Source organism: Paraburkholderia sp. J69-1, assembly GCF_905220255.1.
Classification (GTDB): domain Bacteria; phylum Pseudomonadota; class Gammaproteobacteria; order Burkholderiales; family Burkholderiaceae; genus Paraburkholderia.
Window position 1 is genome coordinate 66,022 of the sequence record NZ_CAJMZG010000029.1, and the last position, 26,383, is coordinate 92,404.

Consider the following 26,383-nt stretch of genomic DNA (forward strand, 5'->3'; position numbering starts at 1 on the left):
TTGCCGTTGCACTCATTCGTGATAGTCGTAAGCGACATAACCGTGCTCTTTGACCAGTTCGTCGCGACCGGCGAGTTCATAGTCCGACCAGACCATTTCCTTCACCAGTTGCTCGAAGCTCGTGGTCGGCTCCCAGCCCAGCTTCTGCTTGGCCTTGGCGGGATCACCCAGCAGCGTTTCCACTTCGGTCGGGCGGTAGTAGCGCGGATCGATACGCACAATCACGTCGCCAGGCTTGACGTGCTTGCCGTCATGCACGGCGCAAACCGTGCCGATCTCTTCGGCGGCGGTGCCGCTCCATGCGATCTCGATGCCCATCTCTTTCGCAGCAGCTTCGACGAAATCGCGCACGCGATACTGCACACCGGTCGCAATCACGAAATCTTCCGGCTGCTCCTGCTGCAGCATCAGCCACTGCATATGCACGTAATCGCGCGCGTGGCCCCAGTCGCGTTTGGCGTCGAGATTGCCCAGATAGAGCGTCTTTTGCAGGCCCAGTTTGATACGCGCAATCGCGCGCGTGATCTTGCGCGTGACGAAGGTTTCGCCGCGATTCGGACTTTCGTGGTTAAAGAGGATGCCGTTGCACGCGTACATGCCATACGCTTCGCGGTAATTCACCGTGATCCAGTACGCGTAGAGCTTGGCTACGGCATACGGGCTACGCGGATAAAACGGCGTGCGTTCGGTCTGCGGAATTTCCTGCACCAGACCATAAAGCTCGGAAGTCGACGCTTGATAAAACCTCGTTTCCTTAGTCATGCCAAGGATACGAATCGCCTCCAGAATGCGCAGCGTGCCGATCCCATCGGCATTGGCCGTATATTCCGGCTCCTCGAACGATACCGCCACATGGCTCTGCGCAGCGAGGTTGTAAATCTCCGTAGGCCGCACGGTCTGGATAATGCGGATCAGGTTGGTCGAATCGGTCAGGTCGCCGTGGTGCAGCACGAAATTGCGGCCCGACTGATGCGGGTCCTGATACAGATGATCGATACGATCGGTATTGAACAGCGAAGCACGGCGCTTCACGCCATGAACTTCATAGCCCTTGTCGAGCAGCAGTTCCGCGAGATAGGAACCGTCCTGCCCCGTGATGCCCGTAACCAGTGCAACCTTGCGTTCCATAATGGCGCTCTCCAGTGTGTGTGCGCGTGCGGCGAATGCGTGTTGCCGATGCCGATGCTTCAGTGCAATTCCACGGCGTCCGCCGCGTAGGTGGGGAAGTTCGATCCGTAGCCGAAGGGCCCGCGCGGCACATCGGTGAGCACCACGCCCTTCACCGCAATGCCGCCGTGCCGCAGCCGCCGCACCGTCTCGCCGATGCCAGAAAGCGCATCGCGGCCATGACGGCACACCAGCAGCGTCAAGCCCGCACGGCGCGCGATCAGCGCGGCGTCGGTCACCGCCAGCACGGGCGGCGTATCGATCAACACCACGTCGTAGCGCGCGGAAAGCTCCTCCAGCAGCGAGCGAAAGCGCTCGCTCATCAGCAGCTCGGAAGGATTGGGCGGCACCGTGCCTTGCGGCAGCGCGTCGAGGCCGGGCAGCACGTTGCGGATCACGGCGCTATCGAGGTCCGCGCCCGCGATCACGTCGGAAAGTCCGGGCCGGCGGCGGATATTGAGGTACTCGTGGATATCGCCACGCCGCATATCGCCGTCGATGATGATGGTGCGCTTGCCACCCAGCGCGAGCACCGCCGCAAAGTTCACCGAGACAAACGACTTGCCGACCTTGTTGCGCGGCCCCGTGATCGCAACAATGTTATTGCTCGCAGCAAGCAGGCCGAATTGCATGGCAGTACGAAGATTGCGAATGCCCTCGATCGCGACATCGTGCGCGGCGCATCCGGCGAGCACATGCTGGGCACGCGTGCCGCGCTTCATCTCTTCATAGATCTTGAGTTGCGCATTGCTGCGCGGGACGACCGCATAAACCGGCACACCAATGACATGCTCGATTTCCTTTGAATTCTCCACGCCGCCAAACACCATCTTGCGGCACAGCGCGACGCCCACGCCCACGAGCACGCCCAGCAACGCCGAGAACACCAGGATGATCGAACGATTCGGGCGCACTGGAAATTCTGGCATCGACGCGTGATCGACCACGCGCACGCTGCCCACCTGACCGGCTTTCACCACGCGCAACTGCTGCGCGTTATTGAGCAGGTTCGTGTAGAGCTGCGTATCCACGCGCACATCACGCATCAGGCGCAGCGCGTTCTGCTCGGTGTCGGGCATCTTCTCCACGCGCGCGGTGAGATCGGCCATCTGCTGGCGCAGCGTGCCCATCTGCGCATCGAGCGCCGCTACAGCGGGGTGCGCAGGCGTGAAGCGCTGCACCATGGCATCGCGTTGTTGCTGGAGATCGACGAGTTTGGTCTTGTCGTCCACCACCTGTTGCAGCAGCAGACGACTTTCCTCGCTCAGATCGACCGAGCCGTTTTCATTGCGGAAGCGGTTGTATTTCTGTTCGGCATCGTCGAGCTCGGCGCGCAACTGCGGCAGCTGCTGCTCGAGAAATGCGAGCGTATGCTCAGCTTCTCCCGAGCGGCTGTCGATGTTCTGTTTGACGTATTGCTCGGTGATCGTGTTGAGGATCAGCGCCGTGCGTGCCGCATCGTTGCCGTGCAGGCTCACACCGATCATGCCCGACTGCTTGGCCTTTTCCGCCACCGTGAGATGACTCTGCAATTCGCCGGTGGCGTGTTCGAGCGACACCTTCGACACGCCGAATTGCGTGCCGGGGCGCGCCACCAGATTATCGACCCGCACCGTCACCGTGCCATCGCCGAAGGGCGCGGTTGCCGTCGTTCCTGCTCGACCGTTGAGCACGAGCTGGCCGCCTTTTGTCACCAGGCTGTAGGCATTGCCGCCCTGCGCGACCAGCACCACGCCTTCGCGCGCCAGACGCGGCGGCAGATCGAGCGCGCTGATCGCCAGTTCTTCGCCGCCCCACGCGTATTGCGCAAGGCCGAAGCGCGGCGGCGCGAGGTCGCCCGGCGGCACATGACGCGCGAGCGCCGCGCCGATCAGCGGAAAATAATGCGGCTGCACGTCGATATCCAGATGCAGACGCGACACCGCCTGTCCCACCACGAGGTCCGAACGCAGCAATTCGATTTCGGCAGCGGCCGTGCCGCCTTTATCGAAGATCGAAGCCAGCTCGCCCAGCGAATCGCGATCTTTCGCCGACAACTGGTTATCGAGTATCTGGATCAGCGATTGCGCTTCATACACGGGCGTGGCGACAAACGCATAGAAGCCGCCCAGCAGTAACGCGATCACCGTCATCGCAAGAATCAGACGCCAGCTTTCGGCAATGCGCGAAAACCACATCGAAAGCGGCACATCGGTCTGGGCGGCGAGCGGCTGCGTCTCCACCGGCGCCACGGCGCTCAGGTGCTCGGCAGCGGGCTCTCGTACGAGGCGAGGAGTAGGTGCGTTCATTTCGTCAACACCGCTGCGGTAAGGCCCGCGTTAATGGCCGGAAGAAGGAGGTTCAGCACGCGCGAGAGGCGTACGAGCCCGTTGCTGTCGACATAGACGACATCGTTGGATTGGAGCTGGAACTGGTTGGCGAGAATCATCGATACCGGCGAGCGCGCATCGAGGTGATAGACCTGCGGCTCGGTGCCTTCCGCGCCGCGAATCACATAGAGTTGCTGCGGATCGGCAGTATTGGCGTTGACGCTGCCCGCCTGCGAGATTGCATCGCTGAGCATGAGTTTGCCGTTGCGCATGGGCACGGCCGTCACGGGCTTCGACACTTCGCCCATCACATAAACGCCGTTGTCCTCGCGCGCCACCACGCGCAGCAGATCGCCATTGCGCAGGCGGATGCTCGAAAGATTCTCGCCGCGCGCAAGCATCGCCGGCAGATCGAGCCGATATGACTTGCCGTCGCGCACCAGCACCATCTGGCTTTGATCGGCGTTCTTCGTGAAGCCGCCCGCGCGCGAAATCGCCTGATAGAGCGTCATCGGCACGTCGTTGATGGCGTACGAGCCGGGTGTCAGCACTTCGCCGTCCACGTAGATCTGTTTCGAGCGGTACGAGACGATGCGCACCGTCACCTGCGGCTTGTTATAGACCACCGAAAGACGGTCGTGCACGAGTCGTTGCACGTCCTCGATCTGCATGCCCGCCACGTGCTCGCGTCCCACGTACGGAAACTGTAGATAGCCATCCTGATCAATGACGAAACCGGGCGCGGGATCGGCGGCACGCTGAGCCGAAACGCTATTGGCCTGGCCGCTTTGCGCGGCAATCAGTTCCGGGTGATCCCACACGGTAATATCGAGCACGTCGCCGGGACCGAGCGTGTAATGCGCCGGCTGGTTCGCCGAAGCGAGCACGGTCCACGCGCTGTCCGGCGCTGCGGATGCGCGCAATTGCTGGATCAGGCGCAGATTGATTTCGGTGATCGGAATATCGGTCTGCGCCTGGGCGTTGTTACCCGACGTGTCGCCGGTCGGCAACGAGGCCGGCTCGGACATGCGCATACCCGGCGCAGTCGAGCAACCCGTCAGTGCGCTCACGAGCGCGAGAACGGCAATGATGGCCGCCAGTCCGCCGCGGCCCATGCGGCGAGACTTGACGATGCGGCCTGATAGCAAGCCTGAATGCGCGCGCATCGCGCAACGTGCTCTGCGGCACGCTTGCAGGATGACGGCAACGATGAACCCTTCCAGCATCTGGATGAACACGATCATTCTTCCCCAACGTTGAGAGGAAACGACGGACGATCGAAGGCCCCGGAACAGACGCGTTTGCTGCATGGCGTCCACCACCCTCCGATCGGAACATCTATGAAAGCGCTGTAAAACAGGCGCTCAATACGCGTTGCTGTGCACGAGCCCCTTGAGAACGGTGGCCGCCACGATGCGCATGTCGAGCGCGAACGACCAGTGATGGAGGTAATAGAGATCGTGTTCGACGCGGCGCTCCATCTTCTCCACGCGATCGGTCTCTCCGCGATAGCCATTCACCTGCGCCCAGCCCGTGATACCCGGCTTGATGCGATAACGGTGGATATAACCGTTCACGACCTTGCGATAGAGTTCGTCGTGCTCGATCGCATGCGGGCGCGGGCCGACCACCGACATGTCGCCGCGCAGCACGTTATAGAACTGCGGGAGTTCGTCCAGACTCGTGCGACGCAGAATCCCGCCCACCTTCGTGATGCGCGAATCGTTGCGCGTGGCCTGCACGACCTGTCCCGCGACTTCGGTGTGCTGACGCATGGTGCGGAACTTGTAGATGCGAAATACGCGACCATCCGCGCCCATGCGCTTTTGCGTGAAGAACACCGGGCCCGCCGAAGACAGCTTCACAGCCAGGCTTACCGCAATGAAAACCGGCAGCAGCGCGAGCAGCGCAGCGGCGGCAAACACGCGGTCGAAAATCTCTTTCTTCACCAGCGCATGCGCGGGCATGGGCGAGGCCACGAGATTCATCGCCGGCATGCCGATGAGATCCACCATTGCATTGCCGAACAACGCCATGCTGCGCACATCGGGAATGAATCGCACGTTCACGAGATCGTCGCGAAACGCATTCACGCATTGCAGAATGGTTTGCTCTTCGCACAGCGGCAGCGCGAGCCACACTTCCTGAATGCCGTTGCGGCGCACGAAATCGACAAAGCTCGCAAAGTGTTCCGTGCCTGCAAACGCCGGCACGCCGATAATGGCCGCGCCGCCCGCTGGTTTCGCATCGAATGCCGCCATGGCGCGAAAGCCGGTAGCGGGCGCCTGCTGGATGCGCTCGACCATATGCTGGCAATGCTCGCCGCAGCCGACGATCGCCACGTTGCGCAGATTCATGCCGGCATGGCGCGCACGCGAGAGCGCCGCGCGCACGACCAGCCGCACGCCGACCATGCCCGCCGCGGTATAGCCGGTCCACCACATGAACCACTCGCGCGAAACGGCGTCGGTGCTGTGCACGGCGAACATCATCACGAGCGCACAGACGGCGACTACGGCCCACGCCAGCACGACCTGCGAAAGGAACCGCAGAATCGAGCGCCCGCGCCACGATTGATACACGCCGAACACAGGAAACACGGCGAGCGTAAATGCACAGGCGAACAACGCAAATGCGCCCTCCACGCCCAGCGACACGCTATCGGCCGCATGCAGGCCAGTCGCCAGCCGCGCACAGCCGACGACCAGCGTGACGTCCAGCATGCGCGCAAGCAGTCCTTGCACGCCGCCGAACGAGGCCGGAGATTCCGGCACGAACTCGATGGTACTCATGACCCGACTCTCCAGTTGCGAGCGCAACGAGTGCGCTCCAGATCGCTTCAGGCCCGGCCGTAGGTATCGTCGAAACGCACGATGTCGTCTTCGCCCAGATACGCGCCCGATTGCACCTCGATGATTTCGAGCGGCAATTTGCCGGGGTTTTCCAGACGATGGCGCACGCCGATCGGGATAAAGGTCGATTCGTTTTCGCTGAGCATGAACTGCTCGTCGCCGCGCGTGACAAGCGCCGTGCCGCTCACCACGACCCAGTGTTCGGCGCGATGGTGATGCAGTTGCAGCGAGAGTTGCGCGCCCGGCTGCACGACGATGCGCTTGACCTGAAAACGCGCGCCCTTGTCGATCGAGTCGTAATAGCCCCAGGGACGGCGCACCTTGCGGTGCGTATTCGCTTCGGGCGCGTGCATCGCCTTGATCTTCGACACCAGACCCTTGACGTCCTTCACGTGCGAACGGTCGGCGACCAGCACGGCGTCGTCGGTTTCCACCACCACCACGTTGCTCACGCCCACGCAGGCCACCAGACGCCCTTCCGAATGCGCGAGACTCGACGTGGCGTTCTCGAACATCACGCGGCCGCGCGCAACGTTGCCGTCGGCGTCCTTGTCGAGCGCGTCCCACACGGCGTCCCACGATCCCAGATCGGACCAGCCCGCATCGAGCGGCACGACCACGCCTTGCGCGAGCGCGGCGTCGGTGCCAAGGCGCTCCATCACGGCGTAATCGATCGAATCGGACGGCGAGGTCTTGAAGTAATCGCGATGCGGACGGAAGAACGCGCCATCACGCTGCCCCGACACATACGCGGCCATGCAGGCCTCGTGCATTTCAGGCTGAAGATGTTGCAGCGTGTCGAGCCAGACCGATGCGCGCACAACGAAAATGCCGCTGTTCCACCAGTAATCGCCGGTGTCCACGTAATGCGCGGCCAGTTCTGGCGCGGGTTTTTCGACGAAGCCCGCGATATTGCGCGCGCCTTCATCGAGCGGCGCGCCCAGACGGATATAACCGAAGCCGGTGTCGGGACGCGTGGGCGGCACGCCGAGCGTCGCGATGGCACCCGCTTCCGCATAACGCGCCGCGCGGCTCACGGCGCGCTGGAACGCAGCCAGATCGCCAATCGCGTGGTCTGCGGGCATGGCCACGACGATGGCGTCGCCGCCTTGCGCGCACGCGGCGGCGCAGGCCAGCGTCAATGCAGGCGCGGTGTCGCGGCGCTCCGGCTCCACGATAATCGCCGCCTTCACGCCGTTCACGCAACTCTGCTCGGCGGTCATAAAGCGATGCTCGTCGCCGCACACGATGATCGGCTCGGGCACGATCTCCCACGGCGTGGGAAAACCGTCGAGGCGACGCATGGTCGATTGCAGCAGCGTGTCCTGACCGATCACGCCGATCAACTGCTTCGGATATTGCTCGCGCGACATCGGCCACAGACGCGTGCCCGCGCCGCCCGCCAGCACCACCGGCACGATGCGCAGCGTGGGGATATGCGTCATCGGCGCGCCCGGCGTGCTGACGTCGAGTACATCGACGGTCATGAACACCGGCGCCGCCTTCGCGGACTCCAGCGGCTTGACGAGTTTTGCGTAATCGATTTCCATTGCTTCGTACTCCTATTATCTATAGGAAGTTAAAACCGCCGGGGCAGCGCCGCGCCAAAGCGCGGACGCCTCGCCCGTCGTCGAAGAGGAATGCGTGTGCTGTCTCCGCCTCGCACGGCGTCGCGCCGCGCGGTACGTGCTGTTAGCGCGTGGACGCGCTATCTACGTGAGATCGCCGATGCGGCGCTCATTGGCCAATCGCGTCGTCCACCCGAACGCGGTGACGGCTGCGATATTCGGTGGGAGAAACGCCCAGCCGGCTGCGGAAGACCTTGGACAGGCGGTCGCCGTCGCGCATCCCGCTGCGGCGTGCGATCTTGTCCACCGGCAGATCCGTGTTGACGAGCAACTGACAGGTCAGCTCGAGCCGCACCTGCAACAGATAATCCGAGGGCGTCATGCCGAGCACGTCCTTGAACCGCCGCAGAAAATTGCGCTCGCTCATCGCGAAAGCCTGCGCCGCATCCGCCACCGAGATCGCCCGCTCGCAGTTCTCCTGGAGCCAGCGCGCCGACGCCCAGACCTTGTCGCCCGAGGTGGGACGCGAGGCATCGGCAAACAGCGCGGAAAGCCGCGTGGAAAGGCTCGGCAACGCGCGTTCGCCGACCTTGCGCGCCGCATCGGCGCCCATATCGCGGCGAATCAGCACGAGCGCCGCGCGCAGCGCTTCGTGATGATCGTCGGCGGCTGCATCTTCCTCCGTGCCCGCGAGGCGCACACGTTGACCAAACGGCGCGCCGCCCTGCTCAGACTCGAGCCCGGCCGCCTTCAATAACGCATGCCCTTCGCCAATCGCCCGCACTTCGTCGCTGGCCGGCACGACGCGATGCAGCCACGCCTTCAGGCGCGCATCGTTCAATGCATTCGCCACGGCGCGGCCGCCGCCAATAAAAAGCGCGTCGAAACCGCGGATGCACGAATCGCCCACTTCGTCGATCGCGGACGTCGCCAGTCTGAGCGACGACGAGCACGCCACTGCGCCCCCTTCCACCGAAAGCATCCAGACGCGGTACGGCAGCGTGCGGTTGCCTTCGGCCATTGCAATGTCATTAGCCAGCTGAAATACCTCTGCCACCATCCCTGCGCCGAGCAGGGAAAAACCTTCGAACAGCACAATCCCGATTTGCCGAGTAACACTTTCCCGGGTGACTCGCGCCGCAGTATTTCTAGCCGATAGCGACGCGGCCAAACCTCGATCATCTATAACGACGTATGCCATGGCTGATCCCCAATGTGGACGGTCCGCTGGCTCCCTTTTCTCGCATTCGTCGATGCGATTTTGTTGTTTCGTGTGCAGTGCATCATAGCGCGCCGAAATGCATTGCGCGTGACGTGACGGATTATGGCGAGGTGTTGGCGGATCAATAAACTGGGTAATTATGTGGCCTTACGCACATTGATAAGACAAGAATGGCCGCCATTCGGCGCTTAAAGCAAATGAAAGCGATTCAGCAAGCAGCACCCCGATGCTCAGGTGCGCACGATTCTGGCAGAGCGCAAGCAAACGCACTTCCATTGCGATGCAGCATGCGCAAAACCCCTGTAATTCCGCATTCCCGGCAAATCGGATAAATAATCAAGCTGAGAAATCGGTCATTTAATTCGTCTGGCTTATATAGAAACGTTTCATTTTTGAATCGGAAAATCAATAAAATTGGCGCGGCTAGCAGAATCCGTTCCATTCAAAATGTTTTCAGTGATTTTTCCTCGGACAAATCGAAAGCTGAATGGAGAGAAGTAACGGGGTTCTCCCGCATGGACAAAAACCGTGAGGAAAAAACCACAGGAAGAATTGCTTTTGTATGGTGCATGGCAAAAATATGACCGGCCACATTTACCGCTCCTGAACCCTGGATGGCCGATTCCGCCGAAAGCTTGGCGTCGAACGCATTCCGGTGCGTAGTAAGGTGGCTCGAGGGCTTCGAAGCGGCGAACCGCGACGGCAAACATACCAAACCACGACAACAGGTCAGGCCATGAGCGAAGGGGTAACGGCTGCGCACGGCGGCCTTGTCAGCGAATTCGTCGGCGTTGTGCCGCCCGACTTGCTGGCAAGCATCAATGCATCGATTGAAGCCGCGCGACACGAATGGCAGCCACCCGACGGACGACGCGCCTCGGCAGCGGCGCGCCAGTTCGCCGACGCGCTGCGCCGGCACGACGCCTTCAGCGCCATGGAAGCGCAAGTCTGCGCAGCAGCGCGACAGTGGGTTGCGCGCACCCAGGCGCGCGAAGCGAACGATCCGCCCATTCATGTTTTACGTTGCGTCGGGCCGGCGATGGCCGCGCAAAGCTATCTGCGCCATTTCGACTCGCATGTACTGACCGTGCTGATTCCGCTGCAGCGCGCGCCCGATGGCGAGCAGAACGGCGACCTGATCGTGCATATGCGCCGCTGCGCGCCGCTTGCACCGCTCGCGCATTTGATGACCAAGGCGTGGCTCTTTTTCGAGCACGGCCTGCCCTTCGGGTTGCGTCGCGCAATCGTCAATAGCGGTTTCGGCACGCGGCGTGGTTTGCGCATTCGCTGCGAGCCCGGCAACGCCTACGTATTCAATGGCTTTGTCACGCTTCACCACAACCTGCATGTCGCCGATGGCGAACGCCGCTCGCTCATCATCCATCACTATGACGCAGGCCTCGAAGCGCGGCTGCGCACGATGGTGCGTGCCGTGCGCCATATGCGCGACCGGCTTGCTGGGTACTCCTGAATGCTTGATCGACACGGATCTTCAATATCGGACAATTGTCCGATCGCTGCGAGATTCTGGCGGGCGGGCACATCATTGCGCGCCGCATAATCGGCCACACTCGAACACGATTCGAGCACTCGCTTCGAGCATGGTTCGATTCCCGCTCGAGTCCAATTCGCCGCGCGCACGGAGGGCCAGTGAAGATCCTGATCTACGGCATCAACTACGCACCGGAAATGACCGGGATCGGCAAATACACGGGCGAAATGGCCACCTGGCTCGCCGCACGCGGACATGAAGTGCGCGTGGTCACGGCGCCGCCCTATTATCCCGAGTGGCAGGTAGCAGAACCGTACTCGGCAAACCGCTACGCCAGCGAAACGCGCGACGGCGTACAGGTCGCGCGTGCGCCCTTGTGGGTGCCGTCGAAGCCACGCGGCAAGGGCCGCCTCGTGCATCTCGCGAGCTTCGCGTTATCGAGCCTGCCGCTGATGTTGCGCTTTGCGCTCTGGCGTCCCGATGTGGTGTTCTGCGTTGCGCCCAGTCTGCTCAACGCGCCCACCGGTTGGCTCGCAGCGCGGCTATGCGGCGCACACGCGTGGCTGCATATTCAGGACTTCGAAGTGGATGCGGCATTCAAGCTCGACATTCTGCGCGGCTCGTGGCTCAAACGCACGGCGCTGGCGATCGAACGCGCGCTGCTGACGCGCTTCGACAGTGTCTCGACGATCTCCGGCAAGATGCTCGAGCGCGCCGCCGACAAAGGCGTGCGCGCCGCGCAACTCGTGCGTTTTCCCAACTGGGCGAGCACCGACGCCGTGTTTCCGCTGGAGCGCGTGAGCCGCCTGAAAGCAGCGCTGGGCATCGCGCCCGACGCAGTGGTCGTGCTCTACTCCGGCAACATGGGCATGAAACAGGGCCTCGACGTGCTGACCGACGCCACACTCGCGCTCAAGGATCAGCCCGATCTCGCCTTCGTGTTCTGCGGCAGCGGGCCGGCGCGCGCGGCCATCGAAGCGGCCTGCGGCGAGTTGCCGAATTGCCGCGTGATCGATCTGCGTCCCGTCGAGGAGCTCAACGAACTCCTCAATCTCGCCGATATCCACGTGCTGCCGCAACGCGCCGATGCCGCCGATCTCGTCATGCCGTCCAAGCTCACCGGCATGTTCGCAAGCGGCCGCGCGGTGATCGCGATGGCCAGCCCCGGCACGGAGTTGCATAGCGCCGTCGCGCCGCGCGGCATGGTGGTGCCGCCCGGCGATGCGCCCAGCCTCGCCCAGGCAATCCGCGCACTGGCCGACGATCCGGCCCGGCGTGCGGAATTCGGCAAGGCCGGCCGGGCGTTCGCGGTTGCGTCGCTGTCACGCGACGGCGTGCTGGAGGATTTCGATGCGCGCCTGCGTGCGGTGCGGGCCGCGCGCAAGGGACCGTCGAAAGTCGGCACAAAGGCCGAAAGCCCGAAGACGCCGGCGCTGGAGGTCGTGCGCGACGCGGAGCGGCCTGGCTGACGTTTTTTCGGGCGCCAGACGCAACAAAGCCGGCTCTTTTACAAGAACCGGCTTTGTTCGCTGCAGATCGACCAGCAGATGGGCGGCGTGTGCCCGAACAACGCCTCAGGCGTTGGTTCGTCCCGCTCCGATTGCGATCAGACCGTATTCAGCGGTGAACAGCTTAGTCGCGCGGCAGACCGAACGGTGCGTAGTGCGAGCGGCGGATGCGTTCGGCTTCGCGAGCACGCGCAGCATACGAATAGTCGGCATCCATCGGCAGGTAGGGCGACGCGAAGAAGTCGTCCACCTTCTGGAGCAGTGCGAGGATAAAGCTCATGATGACTCCCGGTGTGACAGGTTTTAAGGGTTTTCCCTAGGAATGAAAGCATTATAGGGTTTTCCCTAGGCAAACGCCAGTGCGCTGCAACAAAAAATCTGCGGCGCGGCGTCGCGGCCCGTCAACAGGCGCCCATGCGTTGCGCAAGGGCAACACATAGGCGATCTGATTTTCAGGGTTCGAAAGGAAAAATGCGGCGCTGACTGATTAGTTCTTCGCCGTCTGCGTCGGGCGGGCGCCCTGCTGCGAACGCGTTTTGGCGGCGGCGTGCGAGCCGGCCTTTTCAGCGTTCTTTTCTGCGGCGGCCTTTTCCGCTGCGGCTTTTTCAGCGGCCTTTCGCGCAGCACGCGCGGCGTGGCGCGAAGGCGCCGAAGCGGACTGCGCACGCGCCGCAGCAGGCGCCGCCGACGTGGCGGCAGGCGCAATAGCCATCGGCGCGAGCGCTGCAACCGGCGGCGTGTCCATGCGCGCCGCCAGCTTGTCGAGCGCGGCCTGCTGGTTCTGCATCAGCAACTCGATGCGCTGCTGCTGCGCCTGCGAATCGGCGGAAAAATTGGCCAGCATGGCCGTTTCCGCCACCGCCAGCACCGTTGTGACCGCCAGCGCCGCCACCGCAGCCGTGAGCATCCACTTCGTGCGGCGCGCCTGCACGGCCAGTGCGGCCGCGAGATCGGCAGGCGACGCTTCGGCCGTGCGCTCATTGACGGGGCCATGCACCGCCGCCTCGAAATCCGAAGCATGCACCACCGACGTCAGATGCGCCGGGCTGCCGCTTGCGCTCGTGGGCGCGTAGGAAAAGCCGCTGACGGACGGCGCCGCCGGTTCGAGTTTTTCCTTGTATGGCCTGGGAGCGACGGTTGCGTCCGGCGCTGCGGATTCAGTGTTTGGCTCAACCTGCGCGGTTTCCGCCGATGCAGCGGCCGAAGCCACTTCGGCCTGCTGCGGCGCGGACGCGTCCTCATGTGCCGTATCGGCGTGAAAAGACGGCTCGATGGGTTCGTCGGATAGCTCCGGCGTCAGCGCAGGCGCTTTTTGCCGCGCTGCGCGACGCGCGGCGGGCGACGCCATCGCGCGGCTGACCTTGGCGCTCATGGTCTGCGGCGTGCCGACGAATTCCAGCGCGGGGCCTTCGCCAAACAGATCGAGGGTGGTTTCAGGAGGCTGGGAGTCCAGCGTAGCGGAGTCGGTTTCGGCGGAAGACACCGGAGTGCGTCGCCGGGAGGCGCTGGTGCGCGCACCGCGCCCGTTTCCCGACGTTCCGTTGACTGCATTGTCTTCGTTGTCTGCGTAATCTGCGTGATCGGCCATGGGTCAACGATGATGCTCACTTCGGATGAACTCGCGAGGCGCGCGGCCATCCTTTGGCCGGGCGCCTCTGGACAGGCATCTTAGCCGCAAACGTTACCGGTGTGCGTCCCTAAAATATGAAGTATCCATGACGCATTGCTACATCGCCCGCACCCTCATCCGTCGATGACTCAGCTTCGCTGGCCGTCCTCACGAAATTCCTTGACCGCGTCCAGACGCCGCAGCGCCGTGCAGATCGCCTCGTACTCCATCGATGAAACCCGCGCCAGCACGATCATCACTTCGTCCAGTTCGGGCGAATCGTCGCTTTGCTGCACCACGAACTGCTTCACGCGCGGGCTCGAAGTGCCCAACGCGTCGTGCAGCGAATGGAAGGTGAGCGCGCCGCGCGTGACCAGCAGCGAGATCTGACGGCGCTGCCGGAACGTGATGAAGCGGCGCTCCAGCGGCTTGATGCCCGCAAGGATGATGACGATGATCACCGTTGCCGCGATCGCCGCCGTATACAAGCCGCCGCCCACCGCGAGGCCGATGGCCGCGACCGACCAGAGGCTCGCCGCCGTGGTCAGGCCGCGCACGATCTCGCCGCGCAGCAGGATCGAGCCCGCGCCCAGAAAGCCGATGCCCGAGACCACCTGCGCGGCCATCCGCGACGGGTCGAGGACGACGTGATCGGCGCTGAGCACATCGGCGAAACCGAACGCCGACACAATCATGATGAGCGCCGAGCCCACGCACACCAGCATGTGCGTACGCAGCCCGGCGGCCCACGACAGCCGCTCGCGCTCGAAGCCGATGACGCTGCCCAGCGCCGCCGCAATGACGAGTCGCGAAACGAGTTCCCAGTTGTTCAGCATGGTTGGCGTTCTCCTTGTCGTTAGGTGGAAGTCGGGCTTGCCTCGCCAGCAAGCTTTAGTAAGGCTTCGATTCGAGACAGCCAGCGGCGCAGCGTACAATCGGCGGCACCGATTCAGCCTGTTGCCGCCGTCAGCCGTGCGGCACGTCCTTCATGAACGCATTTACCGGCGCAGCCAGCCTGCGCGATCATTTCGACCGCACCGTCCTGCCGCTGTGGCGCGGCCCGGGTTTCAATACCGCCCTGCGTCTGCCGCACGAAGCGCTCGACGCCACCGGCACCGCGCCCTTGCCCGACACGCGCTATCGCGCGATGGCCTGCGCGCGCCAGCTTTTCGTGTTCTCGCAGAACGGCGACGCGGCGCACGCGCATACGCTGTTCGAATCGCTGTGCCGTCTCTTTGCGGACCGCACGCACGGCGGTTGGTTCTATAGCGTCGATCCGCAAGGCGCGCCGCTCGATACCACCAAGGACCTCTATACGCACGCGTTCGTCGTGTTCGCCTGCTCGGCATATGGACAGCGCTTTGGCGTGAGCGAGGCGCTCGATGTGGCGCGCGAGACGTCGGCGCTGATCCTCGACCGCTTCAAGGCCCACGACGGCTTGCTGCATGCCGCGCTCGACGTCTCGTTCGCAAGCGCCATCGGCGGCCCGCTGCAGAATCCGCTGATGCATCTGACCGAAGCCTGGCTCGTGGCCCGCGAAGCCACCGGCGACACCGCCTTCGACACCGCCATCACGCGTCTGTGCGAAGCGCTCGCGCGCGGCTTTCTGCATACGCCCACGGGCTGTATCGCCGAATTGCCGATCGGCGCGGCCGGCAACCGCCTGGAGCCCGGCCATCAGTTCGAATGGTTCTGGCTGGCGACGCAGGCGGGCCATGCCCGGCTGGGTGCCTCGGGGCTGCAGGAAGCGCTTGCGCGCGCGTTCACGTTTGCAGTGAAGCACGGCGTGGACCCGGTCTCGGGCGCCGTGGCTGCGGCTGTCGATGAAGCAGGCCGCGTGACGGACGCCACGCAGCGCATCTGGGCGCAGACGGAGTATCTGCGTGCGATTGCAACGCACGACGATACCGTTGTGCGCGCAACGTTGAACGATCAGATCGGCAAGTTCGCCGGGCGCTTCATCACGCCGCAAGGCTGGGTGGAATGCCGCAGCGCAAACGGCGAAATCGCTCGCGCCGATATGCCTTCGACTACGCCGTATCATTTGCTGACGGCGTACAGCGCGCTCTAACGCCGCGCGGACGTAAACGAGAAAGGGCAGCCCGTGGCTGCCCTTTCTTCATGCTGAAACCGACTTCGCTGCAGCAAACTCAGGCTGCGGCAAACGCTCCGTCCGGCTCCGTGCGCGCCGCACTCAGCGCCGCGAGATTGCGGCCTTCCGCCAGCACCGCCGGCGAGATCTCGAACGCCGCCACCGCTTCCGCAAGCTGACGCGTCTGCTGATGCAGCGAAGCCGCCGCTGCCGCCGCTTCCTCGACCAGCGCCGCGTTCTGCTGCGTCATCTGGTCCATCTGCGAAACGGCCGTGTTGACCTGATCGATACCCGCGCTCTGTTCGAGCGACGACGCGCTGATACCCGCCATCATCTGCGTAGCGCGCGAAATCGAGGTCGACACTTCGCGCATCGACTCGCCCGCGCGCTCGACCAGTTCCGAGCCGCCGCGAATCTGCGACACCGACTCGCTGATCAGCGTCTTGATTTCCTTCGCCGACTGCGCGCTGCGCTGCGCGAGCCCACGCACTTCGCCCGCCACCACCGCGAAGCCGCGGCCCTGTTCGCCCGCGCGCGCCGCTTCGACGGCCGCGTTGAGCGCAAGGATGTTGGTCTGGAACGCGATACCGTCGATTACGCCGATGATCTCGGCGATCTTGTCCGAGCTTTGCGCGATCGCATGCATACGCTCGACCACTTCGCCCACCACGGCGCCGCCGCGCGAGGTCGCATCGAGTGCCGCTTCGGCCAGCGCGTTGGCTTCGCGGGCGTTTTCGGCGGTGTTGCGCACCGTGCCGGTCAGCTCTTCCATGCTGGCCGCCGTTTCTTCGAGCGAGGCTGCCTGCGATTCCGTGCGCGCCGACAGATCGGCGTTGCCGGTGGCGATTTCGTCGGCGCCCACGTTGATGCCGCCCGCCGTCTCGCGCACCGTATGCACCGTGCGCGCGAGGCTCGCCTGCATCATCGCGATGCCGCGGAACAGCCGGCCGATTTCGTTATCGCCGCGCGCCGTGACGGTCTCGTTCAGATGCCCGCGAGCGATGCGATCGAAGTGGCGGCCCGCTTCTTCGAGCGGTGCGACCACGCCGTTGCGCAGCCCGAAGTGCACGCTGGTCGCGAGCGCGACGAGGCCGATCAGGATCACGATGCCGACGGTCTGGAACACCGCGAGGCGCGTATCGATCGATTCGAGCGAAGCCCGGCTGGCCGCCGCGCTAAAACGCGCGAACTCGTGCAGCTCGTTCAGGTAAGCGTCCTGATACGACTGCGTCGGCTGATCGAGGAAGGCCTGAATGTTGTTGGCGTTGAGATCGTCGACGAGTTCGGCGAGCGCCTTGTGATAGACCTGATAACGCTGGCCGAGCGCGGCGATGCGCGTGCGGTCTTCGTCGTTCATCGCCTCGACGGCGTTGAGCGTCGCGAACGCCTGATCGGCCGCGCCGAGTTCGTCCTGCGCGTGGCTGATGATGTCGGTCGGCGCCGCACCGCCGCCGCGAATCAGACGGGTGCCCGCCCGCGACAGGTTGATGCGCGCGTCCATCAGATGCTGGGTGATTTCATTGGCGGCGCTCGCCTGACGCAGCGCGACCTTGGAAAGGTCCTTGACGTCGTCGTGCGTGCGGGTGAGCGACCAGAAACCCAGCCCCTCGGTCACGAGCTGGAGCACACAGAATGCGACTAGAACGCATAGAAGGCCGGATGCGACCTTGATCTTGCTGAACATCTTGAACACCTGGGATGGCAGTGAGTGTGGGGTGAGCGCCCGCATGTGATCGCGTGCGCCTGCACTGGGGTTTACGGCAGGCGCAAACGTTGAATTGAGGCTTAAAACATGAAATTTCCGCGTCAAAACAGCGACAGATCGTTTCGAAAACGATTTGAAAGGACTATTTGAAATGCCGGAGCGGATTGCCGATTTATTCAAGCCATTTTCCGCAACAATCCGCGTAAAGGCGTTCGTCGATTCACCTTGCGCCGCCGCAAGACGCTTCCTAGAGTGGTTAGGGAATTCATGCGGGCAGCGCCCAAGGAAGCCGACCATGACCGATCTGGTGGACCGCGCGCGCGGCGCGCTGATGGCGCAGCCGTTCAGCATGCTGCTTGGCACCGAGCTGATGCACGTCGGCCCCGACGAGCTGACGCTGCGCCTTCCCGTGCGCGACGAACTCAAGCAGCAGCACGGCTTCGTGCACGGCGGCGTGATTTCCTATCTCGCCGACAACGCACTGACCTTCGCGGGCGCGCTGGCGCTCGGGCCGCGCGTCGTCACCGGCGAATACAAGATCAACTATCTGAGGCCGGCGCTCTCCGGCACGCTGATGGCGCGGGCGCGCGTGGTTCACGCGGGGCGCCAGCAGGCCACCTGCCAGTGCAGCGTGTTCGTGATGGAAGACGGCGGCGAGCGGCTGGTGGCGCTCGCGCAGGGCACGGTCAGCAGGATGGGCGACGCGAACGGCGAGACGGTGCATATGCCGGTTTGAGGCTGCATCGCGGGTAACAAGGAAAACGGCCGCGGGTCTGAAACCCGCGGCCGTCCGCTTTTGCGCTTCGCTTCTGGTTCGCTGCTGCCCGTATCAGGCGCCGCGCTTACTCCGCCGCACGCGTTTTCTGCGTCTGCACGCCCAGCCCTTCGATGCCCAGGCGCACGGTCTGCCCCGCCTTCAGGTACACCGGCGCGGGCTTCACGCCCATGCCCACGCCCGGCGGCGTGCCGGTGGAAATCACGTCGCCCGGTTGCAGGCTCATGCACTGCGACAGATACGACACGATCTTCGCGACCGTGAAGATCATCGTGCGCGTGTTGCCGTTCTGGTAGCGATGGCCGTCCACTTCGAGCCACAGCGAAAGATTCTGCGGATCGGGCACTTCGTCGCGCGTCACGAGCCACGGGCCGGTCGGGCCGAAGGTATCGAAACCCTTGCCCTTGTCCCACTGACCGCCGCGCTCGATCTGCCATTCGCGCTCGGACACGTCGTTGATGACGCAATAGCCCGCTACGTGTTCGAGCGCCTGCGCTTCGCTGACGTTCTTCGTGAACTTGCCGATCACCACGCCCAGTTCCACTTCCCAATCGGTCTTCGTCGAGCCGCGCGGAATTTCGATGTCGTCGTCCGGGCCGACGATCGCGCTGGTCCACTTGTTGAAGACGACCGGCTCGGCGGGAATCGGCATATTCGATTCGGCGGCGTGATCGGCATAGTTCAGACCGATACACACCATCTTGCCGATATGGCCCACGCACGGGCCGAGACGCGGATTGCCTTCGACGAGCGGCAGCGTTTGCGGATCGATCGTGCGCAGTTGCGCGAGGCCCGCATCGGACAGCACATCGCCGGCGATATCGGCGACAGCGCCCGAGAGCGCGCGGATGCGGCCTTCGGCATCCACGAGGCCCGGCTTTTCGTGGCCTTTCGGGCCATAGCGAAGCAGTTTCATCGTCTATCTTCCTTGTGTCTCTCTACAGTGTCTTTATGGATGCGGCAGCGAAACCGATCGCGGATCAGTTCGACCAGCCGCCATCGATCACATGCGCCTGGCCCGTCGTGAATGCCGATTCGTCCGAGGCCAGATAGAGCGCCAGCGCCGCGATTTCCTCCGGCTTGCCCACGCGCCCCATCGGCTGGCGCGCGACGAAGGCGGCGCGCGCCGCGTCCACCGTCGTGCCTTGCGCCGATGCCTGCGCGGCGATGCGCTCCTCCAGCGAAGGCGAGGCCACGGTGCCGGGACAAATCGCATTGCAGCGGATGCCGCGCGTGATGAAATCGGCGGCCACGGCCTTGGTCAACCCTATCACAGCCGCCTTGGACGCGCCGTAGACGAAGCGGTTGGGCACGCCCTTCACGCTCGATGCCGCCGACGACATATTGATGATCGAGCCGCCGCCCGCCTCCAGCATCGCCGGCAAAAAGGCGCGGATGGTGCGGTACATGGCCTTGGCGTTGAGGTCGAACGCGAAGTCCCAGTCCTCTTCGCTCGCTTCGAGGATCGAGCCCGCGTGGACGAAACCCGCGCAGTTGAACAGCACGTCGATGGCGCCCAGTTCGCGCGCGAACGCGTTGATCGAAGCGCTGTCGCGCACGTCGAGCGTACGCGCTTCGACGGGCAGTTTGCCGAGCGCGTCGATGCGCACGTCGGTGGCGATCACGCGCGCGCCCTCACGCGCGAACAACTCCGCGGCGGCATAACCGATGCCTTGCCCCGCAGCCGTGATCAAGGCCGTCTTGCCGGCCAGTCTTTGTCCCCTTTGTTCCATCTGCCGCTCCAGTTGATACGGTGTTGAATGCCGTGTTCGCCGATGAAGCCCGATGACAGGCATTATGGCGAGCCGCCACGCCGCGCGGGCCTTTCGGCGCTGTTGTCTAACCGGCTGGATTAACGCGCACTGATTTTTTCGACGTCTTTCGACTTCATTCCACGTCATTCAACCGATAAAACGCCGCCGCGTTGCCGCCGAAGATCGCCGCCCGCTCGTGCGCGGCGAGTGGCGCGAAGAGACGTTGCACGCTCGCGAGCCAGCTTGCGTAATCGCCGTTGAGATTGAGCACGGGCCAGTCGCTGCCCCACATCAGCCGATGCGCGCCGAAGCTCGCCAGCAGATGCGCGATAAACGGACGCAAGGTGTCGTCGCGCCAGCCCGGCGCGGCTTCGGTGGCGAGTCCCGAAACCTTGCAGCGCACCTGTCCGAAGCGCGCGAGCCGCGCGACGGCCTGAGCCCACGCTTCGAACGCTTGCGCGCTGCCGTCGCGGATCGGCGGCTTTGCGCCGTGATCGATCACCACGCGCAACGCGGGATATCGTGTGAGCAATGTTTCGAGTGCGGGCGCGTGGCGCGCGAAGATCAGCGCGTCGAAAGCGAGATCGTGGGCGATCAGCGCTTCGATGCCGCGGGCGATATCGGCGGTCGCGATCCAGTCGTCGTCGGGCAGGTCTTGCAGCATGGGGCGCACGGCGCGCAGTTTCGGTTCGCCTGCGAGTTCGGCGATCAGCTCGGCTGCGTGTGGATCGTCGAGCGGCACCCAGCCCACCACGGCCGCGATCGAATCGTCATCGCGTGCGAGATCCAGCAGATAGCGCGTTTCTTCCAGCGTGGGCGCGGCCTGCACGAGCACCGTGCGCTTCACGCCGCATTGCGCGCGCAGCGGCGCGAGATCGGGCGGCAGGAAGCGCCGATACAGCGCGCCGAGTTCAGGCGTGAGCCAGCCGTAATCGCCGCGCGCGGGGTCCCAGTAATGTTGATGGGCGTCGATCGCCTCGAAGGCGGTGGAGGCGTTCATCGCGCGGCCAGAACCGGCAGCGGAGCACGTGCATCGATCAGCCCTTCGTCACGCACCGCGAGCCAGAATTCGCGCGGCAACGCGGTTTCGAACGAGGCCGCGTTCTCGCGCATTTCCGTCGCGCTTCGCGCGCCCGTGAGCACCGTCGCCACGGCCGCATGCGCATACGGAAATTGCAGCGCCGCCGCCGCGAGCGGCACGTTAAAGCGCCGGCAGATCGCATCGAGTTGTGCCACGCGCGCCACCACGTCCGGCGGCGCATCGCCGTAATTGAACTTGCGATCGCCTGCGAGACCGCGCGCAAGAATGCCCGAATTGAATGCGCCACCCAGCAGGATGCTCACGCCACGCTCGGTACACGCTGGCAGCAGATCGTCGAGCGGCGCCTGTTCGAGCAGCGTGTAGCGGCCCGCCAGCAGCGCGCAATCGATATCGAATTCGCGCATCGCTTCGAGTATGACTTCGCGCTCGTTCACACCGAAGCCAATCGCCTTGATCGCACCGGCCGCACGCAATTCGTCGAGCGCGCGAAAGCCTCCGCCTTCGCTCAATTGCCGCCAGTAATGCGCGTTGCGCTCGCCATGCGTCAGTCTGCCGATGTCGTGCACCAGCAGAATGTCGATATCGACCAGGCCCATGCGCTGCTGGCTGTCTTCGTAAGCGCGCAGAATGCCGTCGCGCGTGTAGTCGTAGATTGCCTCGAATGGCAGCGGGTTTTGCCAGCCTTCGCTGCCGTCGTAGGCGTGCGTGCGCGGCGCGAAACGGCGGCCCACTTTGGTCGAGAGCACGTATTCATTACGCGGATAACGCCGCAGCGCCGCGCCCAGCCGATGCTCGGCCTTCGTGTGGCCGTAGTGCGGCGCGGTGTCGAAGAAACGCACGCCCGCGTTCCATGCGGCATCGACGGTGGCTTGCGCTTCTTCGTCGCCGAGATCGCGGTACAGGCCGCCCAGCGGCGCCGTGCCCAGACTCAACGCGCTGACCTCCAGCGCTGTGCGCCCGATACGGCGGCGTTGATTAATCTGCTGCGCCATGCGGGCGGTCTCCAGTCAATGCGAAGCGACAACCGGCACCGTCACGCGCGCCGCCGCTGGCAGACACGCGGGACCCACCGGCTCGAAACTCTTGTAGGTGAGGATGAATTCCTGATGCCCGAGCGTTTCCGACTTCGAACGCGCGCCGCGCGCCACCTCGAGCGTGACGTCGAACACCTCGCGGCCCACGTCTTCGAGCGTCGCGCGGCCTTCGAGAATACGCCCCGCATCGACATCCATATCGCCCGCCAGATTGCGGTACGTGAGCGGATTCGCGCAGACCTTGATCACCGGTGCGAGCGCCGAGCCTACGACCGAACCGCGCCCCGTCGTGAAGAGAATCACGTGCGAGCCGCAGGCGATCAATTCGGCAATTTCCGCGTTATCGCTAATATTTGGGAATCCGAAACGAGGCTCGCCGTCCGGCACGACATCGAGCAGATAAAGCCCGCCCGTGGGCGGCACATCACCCGGTTTCACGATGCCCACAATCGGCGATGCACCGCTTTTCGCATACGCGCCCAGCGATTTTTCTTCCTGCGTGGTGAGACCGCCATCGGCATTGCCCACCGCGAACGAACCATGGCCGAGAATCGAGTAATATCGCGCGGCTTTCGCCACGCACGCGACGATTTCATCGCCCAGTTCGGGCCGCGCCGCACGGCTTTTCATGTGGTATTCGCAGCCCACCAGTTCGCCGGTTTCCTCGAACAGGCAAGCCGCGCCCGCCTCGATCAGACGATCGAACGCGCGTCCCACAGCGGGATTGGCCGTGATGCCGCTCGTGCCGTCCGAGCCGCCGCAGATCGTGCCGACCACCAGTTCGTCCAGCCGCATCGGCACTTTCTTTTGCTGCGCGAGTTGCGCACGCGCTTCGCGCACCCAGTCCATGCCGTATTGGATCGTGCTGCGCGTGCCGCCCTTTTCCTGGATCGTCAGCACTTCCACCGGACGGCCGCTCGCGCGCACCTGCTCCACCAGATAGTGCTTGTTCATGCTTTCGCAGCCGAGCGAAACGAACAGCACCGCGCCCACGTTCGGATGCGTGGTGAGGCGCGTCATCATCTTCTCCGCGTAGGCGTTCGGATAACAGCCCGGAAAGCCGATCAGATGCACGGGCGCTTCGCGTACCGCCGATGCATCGTCGAATGCATCGAAAGGCTCGCGAAACTGCGCAACGATCTCGCGCGCCACGTGATGCGCGCACTCGACCAGATAAGCCACCGCTACCACGTTGCGGATGCCTTTGCGGCCATCGCTGCGCGGCCAGCCTTCGAGCATCGGCGTCGGCGTTTCAGGGGGATTGAATCGGGTTTCGCTCATGACGTCATTCCTGCTTGCGCGCTAGCCGTGCGAAATGAATTCGTGGCCGGCGTCGTGCGTGTAAGTCGGCAGATAATCGCTTTCGAGGTTATGCGTATGCAGATGCTCGCCGCACGCGACATCCATCGTCACATGGCCAATGCGCGCGCCATAACGCAGCACCTTTTCATCCTTCGCGAGCGCACGCCGCGCGAGCTTGTGGCCTAACTCGATGGTCTGCGCAAGCGTCACGTTTTCGCCCTCGATTTTCAGCGTTTCGCCTGCGGGCAGACGCGCCGCCGCGATCAGGCAGTTGTCGTCGGGCGAGAGCAGGATGAGGCGCGCATCGGTGTGCTTGATGTTGGCTGTGCTGGCTGTGCTGGCGCGATCGTTCAAGACGGGACTCCTCGCTTCAGTTCTGGGCTTCGCCGCCCGCGAGCCGCGCCACCATCAGCGAGCCGAGGATGATCGCGCCGTAAATCGCCTGTACCCAGAACGACGGCACCTGGGCGAGCGTGAGCAGGTTCTGCACCACGCCGAGCAGCAGCACGCCCAGCAGCGCGCCGAACATCGTGCCCTTGCCGCCATCGAGCGAAATCCCGCCGATCACCGCCGCCGCGAACACCGTGAAGATCATGCCGTTGCCCTGATTCGCGTTGATCGCGCCCACATAGCCCGTCACGATCAGCCCGCCCAGCGCAGCCAGAATGCTGCCGAGCACGAACACGCCCCACGTGATGCGCTCAACGCGAATGCCTGCTGCGCGCGCGGCATCCGGATTGCCGCCGATCGCGTAGAGCGCGCGGCCGATGCGGTGATAGCGCAGCATGAACGCGGCAAACGCGAACGCCGCCGCCGCGAGCCACACCGACAGCGGCAGGCCCAGCACGATGGTCGTCGCCAGCGCGAAGAACGACGGCGGCATATCGAACAGCGTGCCGCCCTTGGTCGCGCCTACCAGCATGCCGCGCAGCACGATCAGCATCGCCAGCGTGACGATAAACGCGTTCAGGCGCAGCCGCACAACGAGAAAACCGTTGACGAAACCGATCAACGCACCCACCGCCACAATCATTAGCAATCCTGCCAATGCCGGCCATTGCGTGCCGAATCCCGCCGTCGCCGCCGGCATCACCAGCATCGCGCCTATGGCGGGCGCGATGCCTACCGTCGATTCAAGCGAAAGATCGAACTTGCCGGTCAGCACGATCAGCGATTCCGCCAGCACGACCAGTGCCAGCGCCGCCGACGCGCCCAGCACGCTGATCAGATTCGCCTTCGTCAGAAAACTCGGGCTGACAAAGCCGCCGATCACGATCAGCAGCAAAAGCGCGGGCAGCAAGGCCAGATCGCGCAAGCGCGCGAATTCGATGCGCGGCCTCGCGCGGCGGCCCGTCGCGAGCGCGGTATCCGCAGTGGCCGCGAAGGCCGGCGTGGAAATACTAGGCTTCATGGAGATCGACTCCCTCAACCGATGCAATCAGTTCATGGTCCTGCCAGCCCGCCGCGAATTCCGCCACCACGTTGCCGCGAAACATCACGAGCACACGGTCGCAGGTACGCAGATCGTCGAGTTCGCTCGACACTACGAGCACGGCCTTGCCTTCGTCGCGCACGCGGTCGACGACCGAGAGCAGCGCTTCCTTCGATTTGACGTCCACGCCCGCCGTGGGATCGATCAGCACCAGCACTTCGGGATTGCTCGCCAGCGCACGCGCCATCACCACCTTCTGCTGATTGCCGCCCGATAAACCCGACACCACATGGTCCGGTCCTTGCGCGACGATCCCCAGCGATTCGATCATGCGCCGCCCCACCAACTGCTTTTTCGCGGGCGGCGCAAAGCCCAGGCGGCCGAGCAAACCGGCAATCGTCATCGAGGCGTTTTCGGCCACGGATTGCGTCAGCACGAGTCCTTCGTGATGGCGATCCTTCGGCACGCAGCCCACGCCATGTGCGAGCGCATCGGGCACGTCGCCGGGTTTGAGCGACGCGCCGTTCACGCGAATCTCGCCCGCCTGCTGCGCCGTGAGACCGGCAACGGCCTCGCCCACGCTCGTGCGCCCGCTGCTGGTCGCGCCCGTCAGGCCAACGACCTCGCCGCGCCGCACCTGCAAGGACACGCCGCTGTAATCGGCACCGCTGATGCCGCGCACCTCCAGTGCGATCCGCGCATCGGCGGGCAAGGCGGTACGCGCCGCTGCATCGGCCACGTTAAGACCGCCGCGCTCGCCCGTCATCGCTTCGATCAGGCGTTCGCGCGGCAATTCCGCCACCGGCGCACTGACGATATGGCGCGCATCGCGCAACACCGTCACCGCCTGGCAGATCTCGTACACCTCCTGCAGATGGTGCGAGATAAAGAGAAACGTCACGCCTTCGCGCTGCAGTTCTTCGATGCGGCGAAAGAGGCGCTTGATCTCTTCGCCGTCGAGTTGCGCGGTGGGTTCGTCGAGGATGATGAAACGCGCGCCATACGACAGCGCGCGCGCAATTTCCACAAGCTGGCGCGCCTCCACCGTGAGATCGCCCGCACGCGCATCCTCGCGCACGTCGATACGCCAGTGATCGAGCAGCGCGCGCGCATCGCGGCGCATGCTTGTCCAGTCGATCACACCGCGTTTGACCGGCTGACGATTGATGAACAGATTCTCGGCGACGGTGAGATCGCGAATGATCGTCGAATGCTGATAAACGCAGGCGACGCGCTCGCGCCACGCATCGCGATCGGCCACGGGCGGCGCGGCTTCGCCGTTGAAACGCACCGCGCCTTCGTCGGGTTTGCGCAGGCCCGTGAGGATCGACACGAGCGTCGATTTGCCCGCGCCGTTGCGCCCCACGAGCGCGTGCGACTCGCCCGCCATCACGCGCAGGCTCACGTTCGCGAGCGCCGCCGTGGAGCCGAAGCGTTTGGTCACGCCGCTCGCTTCCACCACGGGCGGCAACGCCATCGCCGCGCGCTCGCGCGACATCGCGAGCGACGCGGCATCGTGC

General features: G+C 64.2%; 22 protein-coding genes. 4 read left to right on the forward strand and 18 right to left on the reverse strand.

Features of this window, described 5'->3' with window-relative positions; genetic code table 11:
* Positions 1 to 12: 12 nt before the first annotated feature.
* From gmd to U5A67_RS36285, 6 genes are all read right to left on the reverse strand, one after another.
* Positions 13 to 1,128 carry a GDP-mannose 4,6-dehydratase gene (gmd, locus tag U5A67_RS36260; protein WP_321818103.1) on the reverse strand — a complete coding sequence of 372 codons (1,116 nt, stop codon included), beginning with the start codon at positions 1,126 to 1,128 and terminating at the stop codon, positions 13 to 15.
* A 59-nt stretch (positions 1,129 to 1,187) separates the two neighbouring features.
* Positions 1,188 to 3,455 (reverse strand): polysaccharide biosynthesis tyrosine autokinase, encoded by a 2,268-nt coding sequence (locus U5A67_RS36265; protein WP_321818104.1) that lies wholly within the window; start codon positions 3,453 to 3,455, stop codon positions 1,188 to 1,190.
* Positions 3,452 to 4,591 (reverse strand): polysaccharide biosynthesis/export family protein, encoded by a 1,140-nt coding sequence (locus tag U5A67_RS36270; protein WP_415768147.1) that lies wholly within the window; start codon positions 4,589 to 4,591, stop codon positions 3,452 to 3,454. The genes U5A67_RS36265 and U5A67_RS36270 overlap by 4 nt, the downstream gene beginning before the upstream one ends.
* A gap of 249 nt (positions 4,592 to 4,840) precedes the next feature.
* Positions 4,841 to 6,268 (reverse strand): undecaprenyl-phosphate glucose phosphotransferase, encoded by a 1,428-nt coding sequence (locus tag U5A67_RS36275; RefSeq protein WP_321818106.1) that lies wholly within the window; start codon positions 6,266 to 6,268, stop codon positions 4,841 to 4,843.
* A 47-nt stretch (positions 6,269 to 6,315) separates the two neighbouring features.
* Positions 6,316 to 7,815 (reverse strand): mannose-1-phosphate guanylyltransferase/mannose-6-phosphate isomerase, encoded by a 1,500-nt coding sequence (locus U5A67_RS36280; RefSeq protein WP_415768149.1) that lies wholly within the window; start codon positions 7,813 to 7,815, stop codon positions 6,316 to 6,318.
* A gap of 250 nt (positions 7,816 to 8,065) precedes the next feature.
* Entirely contained in the window at positions 8,066 to 8,917 is an 852-nt protein-coding gene (locus U5A67_RS36285) for a helix-turn-helix domain-containing protein (protein WP_241024579.1), read from the reverse strand.
* Between the two features lie 937 nt (positions 8,918 to 9,854).
* Here U5A67_RS36285 and U5A67_RS36290 point away from each other — a divergent pair.
* Both U5A67_RS36290 and U5A67_RS36295 read left to right on the forward strand, forming a co-directional pair.
* Positions 9,855 to 10,589, forward strand: a complete 735-nt coding sequence (locus U5A67_RS36290; protein WP_321818107.1) for a hypothetical protein — start codon at positions 9,855 to 9,857, stop codon at positions 10,587 to 10,589.
* A gap of 179 nt (positions 10,590 to 10,768) precedes the next feature.
* On the forward strand, positions 10,769 to 12,079 hold the full coding sequence (locus U5A67_RS36295; protein WP_321818108.1) for a glycosyltransferase WbuB: 1,311 nt from the start codon (positions 10,769 to 10,771) through the stop codon (positions 12,077 to 12,079).
* 163 nt (positions 12,080 to 12,242) lie between these two features.
* Here U5A67_RS36295 and U5A67_RS36300 read toward each other — a convergent pair whose 3' ends face one another.
* From U5A67_RS36300 to U5A67_RS36310, 3 genes are all read right to left on the reverse strand, one after another.
* A complete protein-coding gene (locus U5A67_RS36300) occupies positions 12,243 to 12,398 on the reverse strand; it encodes a hypothetical protein (protein WP_167068239.1) in 156 nt (51 codons plus the stop codon).
* 207 nt (positions 12,399 to 12,605) lie between these two features.
* The gene (locus U5A67_RS36305; protein WP_321818109.1) at positions 12,606 to 13,601 is read right to left on the reverse strand and encodes a hypothetical protein; all 996 of its coding nucleotides are present in this window, start codon (positions 13,599 to 13,601) and stop codon (positions 12,606 to 12,608) included.
* Between the two features lie 275 nt (positions 13,602 to 13,876).
* On the reverse strand, positions 13,877 to 14,563 hold the full coding sequence (locus U5A67_RS36310) for an MgtC/SapB family protein (RefSeq protein ID WP_321818110.1): 687 nt from the start codon (positions 14,561 to 14,563) through the stop codon (positions 13,877 to 13,879).
* Between the two features lie 152 nt (positions 14,564 to 14,715).
* Between U5A67_RS36310 and U5A67_RS36315 the strand changes: the two genes are divergently transcribed.
* Positions 14,716 to 15,798: an AGE family epimerase/isomerase gene (locus U5A67_RS36315; protein ID WP_321818111.1), complete on the forward strand. Its 1,083-nt coding sequence runs from the start codon at positions 14,716 to 14,718 to the stop codon at positions 15,796 to 15,798.
* 79 nt (positions 15,799 to 15,877) lie between these two features.
* On the opposite strand, the gene U5A67_RS36320 is transcribed toward U5A67_RS36315, so the two are convergent.
* Positions 15,878 to 17,503, reverse strand: a complete 1,626-nt coding sequence (locus tag U5A67_RS36320) for a methyl-accepting chemotaxis protein (RefSeq protein ID WP_205986912.1) — start codon at positions 17,501 to 17,503, stop codon at positions 15,878 to 15,880.
* Between the two features lie 316 nt (positions 17,504 to 17,819).
* Between U5A67_RS36320 and U5A67_RS36325 the strand changes: the two genes are divergently transcribed.
* The gene (locus U5A67_RS36325; protein WP_205986913.1) at positions 17,820 to 18,260 is read left to right on the forward strand and encodes a PaaI family thioesterase; all 441 of its coding nucleotides are present in this window, start codon (positions 17,820 to 17,822) and stop codon (positions 18,258 to 18,260) included.
* 106 nt (positions 18,261 to 18,366) lie between these two features.
* Here the strand turns inward: U5A67_RS36325 and U5A67_RS36330 are convergent, their stop codons facing one another.
* From U5A67_RS36330 to U5A67_RS36365, 8 genes are all read right to left on the reverse strand, one after another.
* Positions 18,367 to 19,215: an ureidoglycolate lyase gene (locus U5A67_RS36330; RefSeq protein ID WP_321818112.1), complete on the reverse strand. Its 849-nt coding sequence runs from the start codon at positions 19,213 to 19,215 to the stop codon at positions 18,367 to 18,369.
* Between the two features lie 64 nt (positions 19,216 to 19,279).
* On the reverse strand, positions 19,280 to 20,032 hold the full coding sequence (locus U5A67_RS36335) for an SDR family oxidoreductase (protein WP_205986915.1): 753 nt from the start codon (positions 20,030 to 20,032) through the stop codon (positions 19,280 to 19,282).
* Between the two features lie 154 nt (positions 20,033 to 20,186).
* Entirely contained in the window at positions 20,187 to 21,053 is an 867-nt protein-coding gene (locus U5A67_RS36340; protein WP_321818113.1) for an amidohydrolase family protein, read from the reverse strand.
* Entirely contained in the window at positions 21,050 to 22,087 is a 1,038-nt protein-coding gene (locus U5A67_RS36345) for an aldo/keto reductase (protein WP_321818114.1), read from the reverse strand. The genes U5A67_RS36340 and U5A67_RS36345 overlap by 4 nt, the downstream gene beginning before the upstream one ends.
* 15 nt (positions 22,088 to 22,102) lie before the next feature.
* The gene (locus tag U5A67_RS36350; protein ID WP_321818115.1) at positions 22,103 to 23,410 is read right to left on the reverse strand and encodes a UxaA family hydrolase; all 1,308 of its coding nucleotides are present in this window, start codon (positions 23,408 to 23,410) and stop codon (positions 22,103 to 22,105) included.
* A gap of 21 nt (positions 23,411 to 23,431) precedes the next feature.
* Positions 23,432 to 23,785: a UxaA family hydrolase gene (locus tag U5A67_RS36355; RefSeq protein ID WP_415768140.1), complete on the reverse strand. Its 354-nt coding sequence runs from the start codon at positions 23,783 to 23,785 to the stop codon at positions 23,432 to 23,434.
* Between the two features lie 16 nt (positions 23,786 to 23,801).
* Positions 23,802 to 24,842 carry an ABC transporter permease gene (locus tag U5A67_RS36360; RefSeq protein ID WP_321818116.1) on the reverse strand — a complete coding sequence of 347 codons (1,041 nt, stop codon included), beginning with the start codon at positions 24,840 to 24,842 and terminating at the stop codon, positions 23,802 to 23,804.
* Positions 24,832 to 26,361 carry a sugar ABC transporter ATP-binding protein gene (locus U5A67_RS36365; protein WP_321818127.1) on the reverse strand — a complete coding sequence of 510 codons (1,530 nt, stop codon included), beginning with the start codon at positions 26,359 to 26,361 and terminating at the stop codon, positions 24,832 to 24,834. Before U5A67_RS36365 ends, U5A67_RS36360 begins: the two co-directional genes overlap by 11 nt.
* Positions 26,362 to 26,383 lie beyond the last annotated feature (22 nt).

Coding starts and splice junctions, on each gene's coding strand:
- U5A67_RS36265 (WP_321818104.1), bottom strand. CDS start 3,455: ATGAACGCACCTACTCCTCGCCTCGTACGAGAGCCCGCTGCCGAGCAC.
- U5A67_RS36290 (WP_321818107.1), top strand. CDS start 9,855: ATGAGCGAAGGGGTAACGGCTGCGCACGGCGGCCTTGTCAGCGAATTC.
- U5A67_RS36315 (WP_321818111.1), top strand. CDS start 14,716: ATGAACGCATTTACCGGCGCAGCCAGCCTGCGCGATCATTTCGACCGC.
- U5A67_RS36270 (WP_415768147.1), bottom strand. CDS start 4,591: ATGGGCCGCGGCGGACTGGCGGCCATCATTGCCGTTCTCGCGCTCGTG.
- U5A67_RS36280 (WP_415768149.1), bottom strand. CDS start 7,815: ATGACCGTCGATGTACTCGACGTCAGCACGCCGGGCGCGCCGATGACG.
- U5A67_RS36300 (WP_167068239.1), bottom strand. CDS start 12,398: ATGAGCTTTATCCTCGCACTGCTCCAGAAGGTGGACGACTTCTTCGCG.
- U5A67_RS36330 (WP_321818112.1), bottom strand. CDS start 19,215: ATGAAACTGCTTCGCTATGGCCCGAAAGGCCACGAAAAGCCGGGCCTC.
- U5A67_RS36340 (WP_321818113.1), bottom strand. CDS start 21,053: ATGAACGCCTCCACCGCCTTCGAGGCGATCGACGCCCATCAACATTAC.
- U5A67_RS36320 (WP_205986912.1), bottom strand. CDS start 17,503: ATGTTCAGCAAGATCAAGGTCGCATCCGGCCTTCTATGCGTTCTAGTC.
- U5A67_RS36350 (WP_321818115.1), bottom strand. CDS start 23,410: ATGAGCGAAACCCGATTCAATCCCCCTGAAACGCCGACGCCGATGCTC.
- U5A67_RS36365 (WP_321818127.1), bottom strand. CDS start 26,361: ATGTCGCGCGAGCGCGCGGCGATGGCGTTGCCGCCCGTGGTGGAAGCG.
- U5A67_RS36310 (WP_321818110.1), bottom strand. CDS start 14,563: ATGCTGAACAACTGGGAACTCGTTTCGCGACTCGTCATTGCGGCGGCG.
- U5A67_RS36335 (WP_205986915.1), bottom strand. CDS start 20,032: ATGGAACAAAGGGGACAAAGACTGGCCGGCAAGACGGCCTTGATCACG.
- gmd (WP_321818103.1), bottom strand. CDS start 1,128: ATGGAACGCAAGGTTGCACTGGTTACGGGCATCACGGGGCAGGACGGT.
- U5A67_RS36360 (WP_321818116.1), bottom strand. CDS start 24,842: ATGAAGCCTAGTATTTCCACGCCGGCCTTCGCGGCCACTGCGGATACC.
- U5A67_RS36325 (WP_205986913.1), top strand. CDS start 17,820: ATGACCGATCTGGTGGACCGCGCGCGCGGCGCGCTGATGGCGCAGCCG.
- U5A67_RS36345 (WP_321818114.1), bottom strand. CDS start 22,087: ATGGCGCAGCAGATTAATCAACGCCGCCGTATCGGGCGCACAGCGCTG.
- U5A67_RS36275 (WP_321818106.1), bottom strand. CDS start 6,268: ATGAGTACCATCGAGTTCGTGCCGGAATCTCCGGCCTCGTTCGGCGGC.
- U5A67_RS36285 (WP_241024579.1), bottom strand. CDS start 8,917: ATGGCCGAAGGCAACCGCACGCTGCCGTACCGCGTCTGGATGCTTTCG.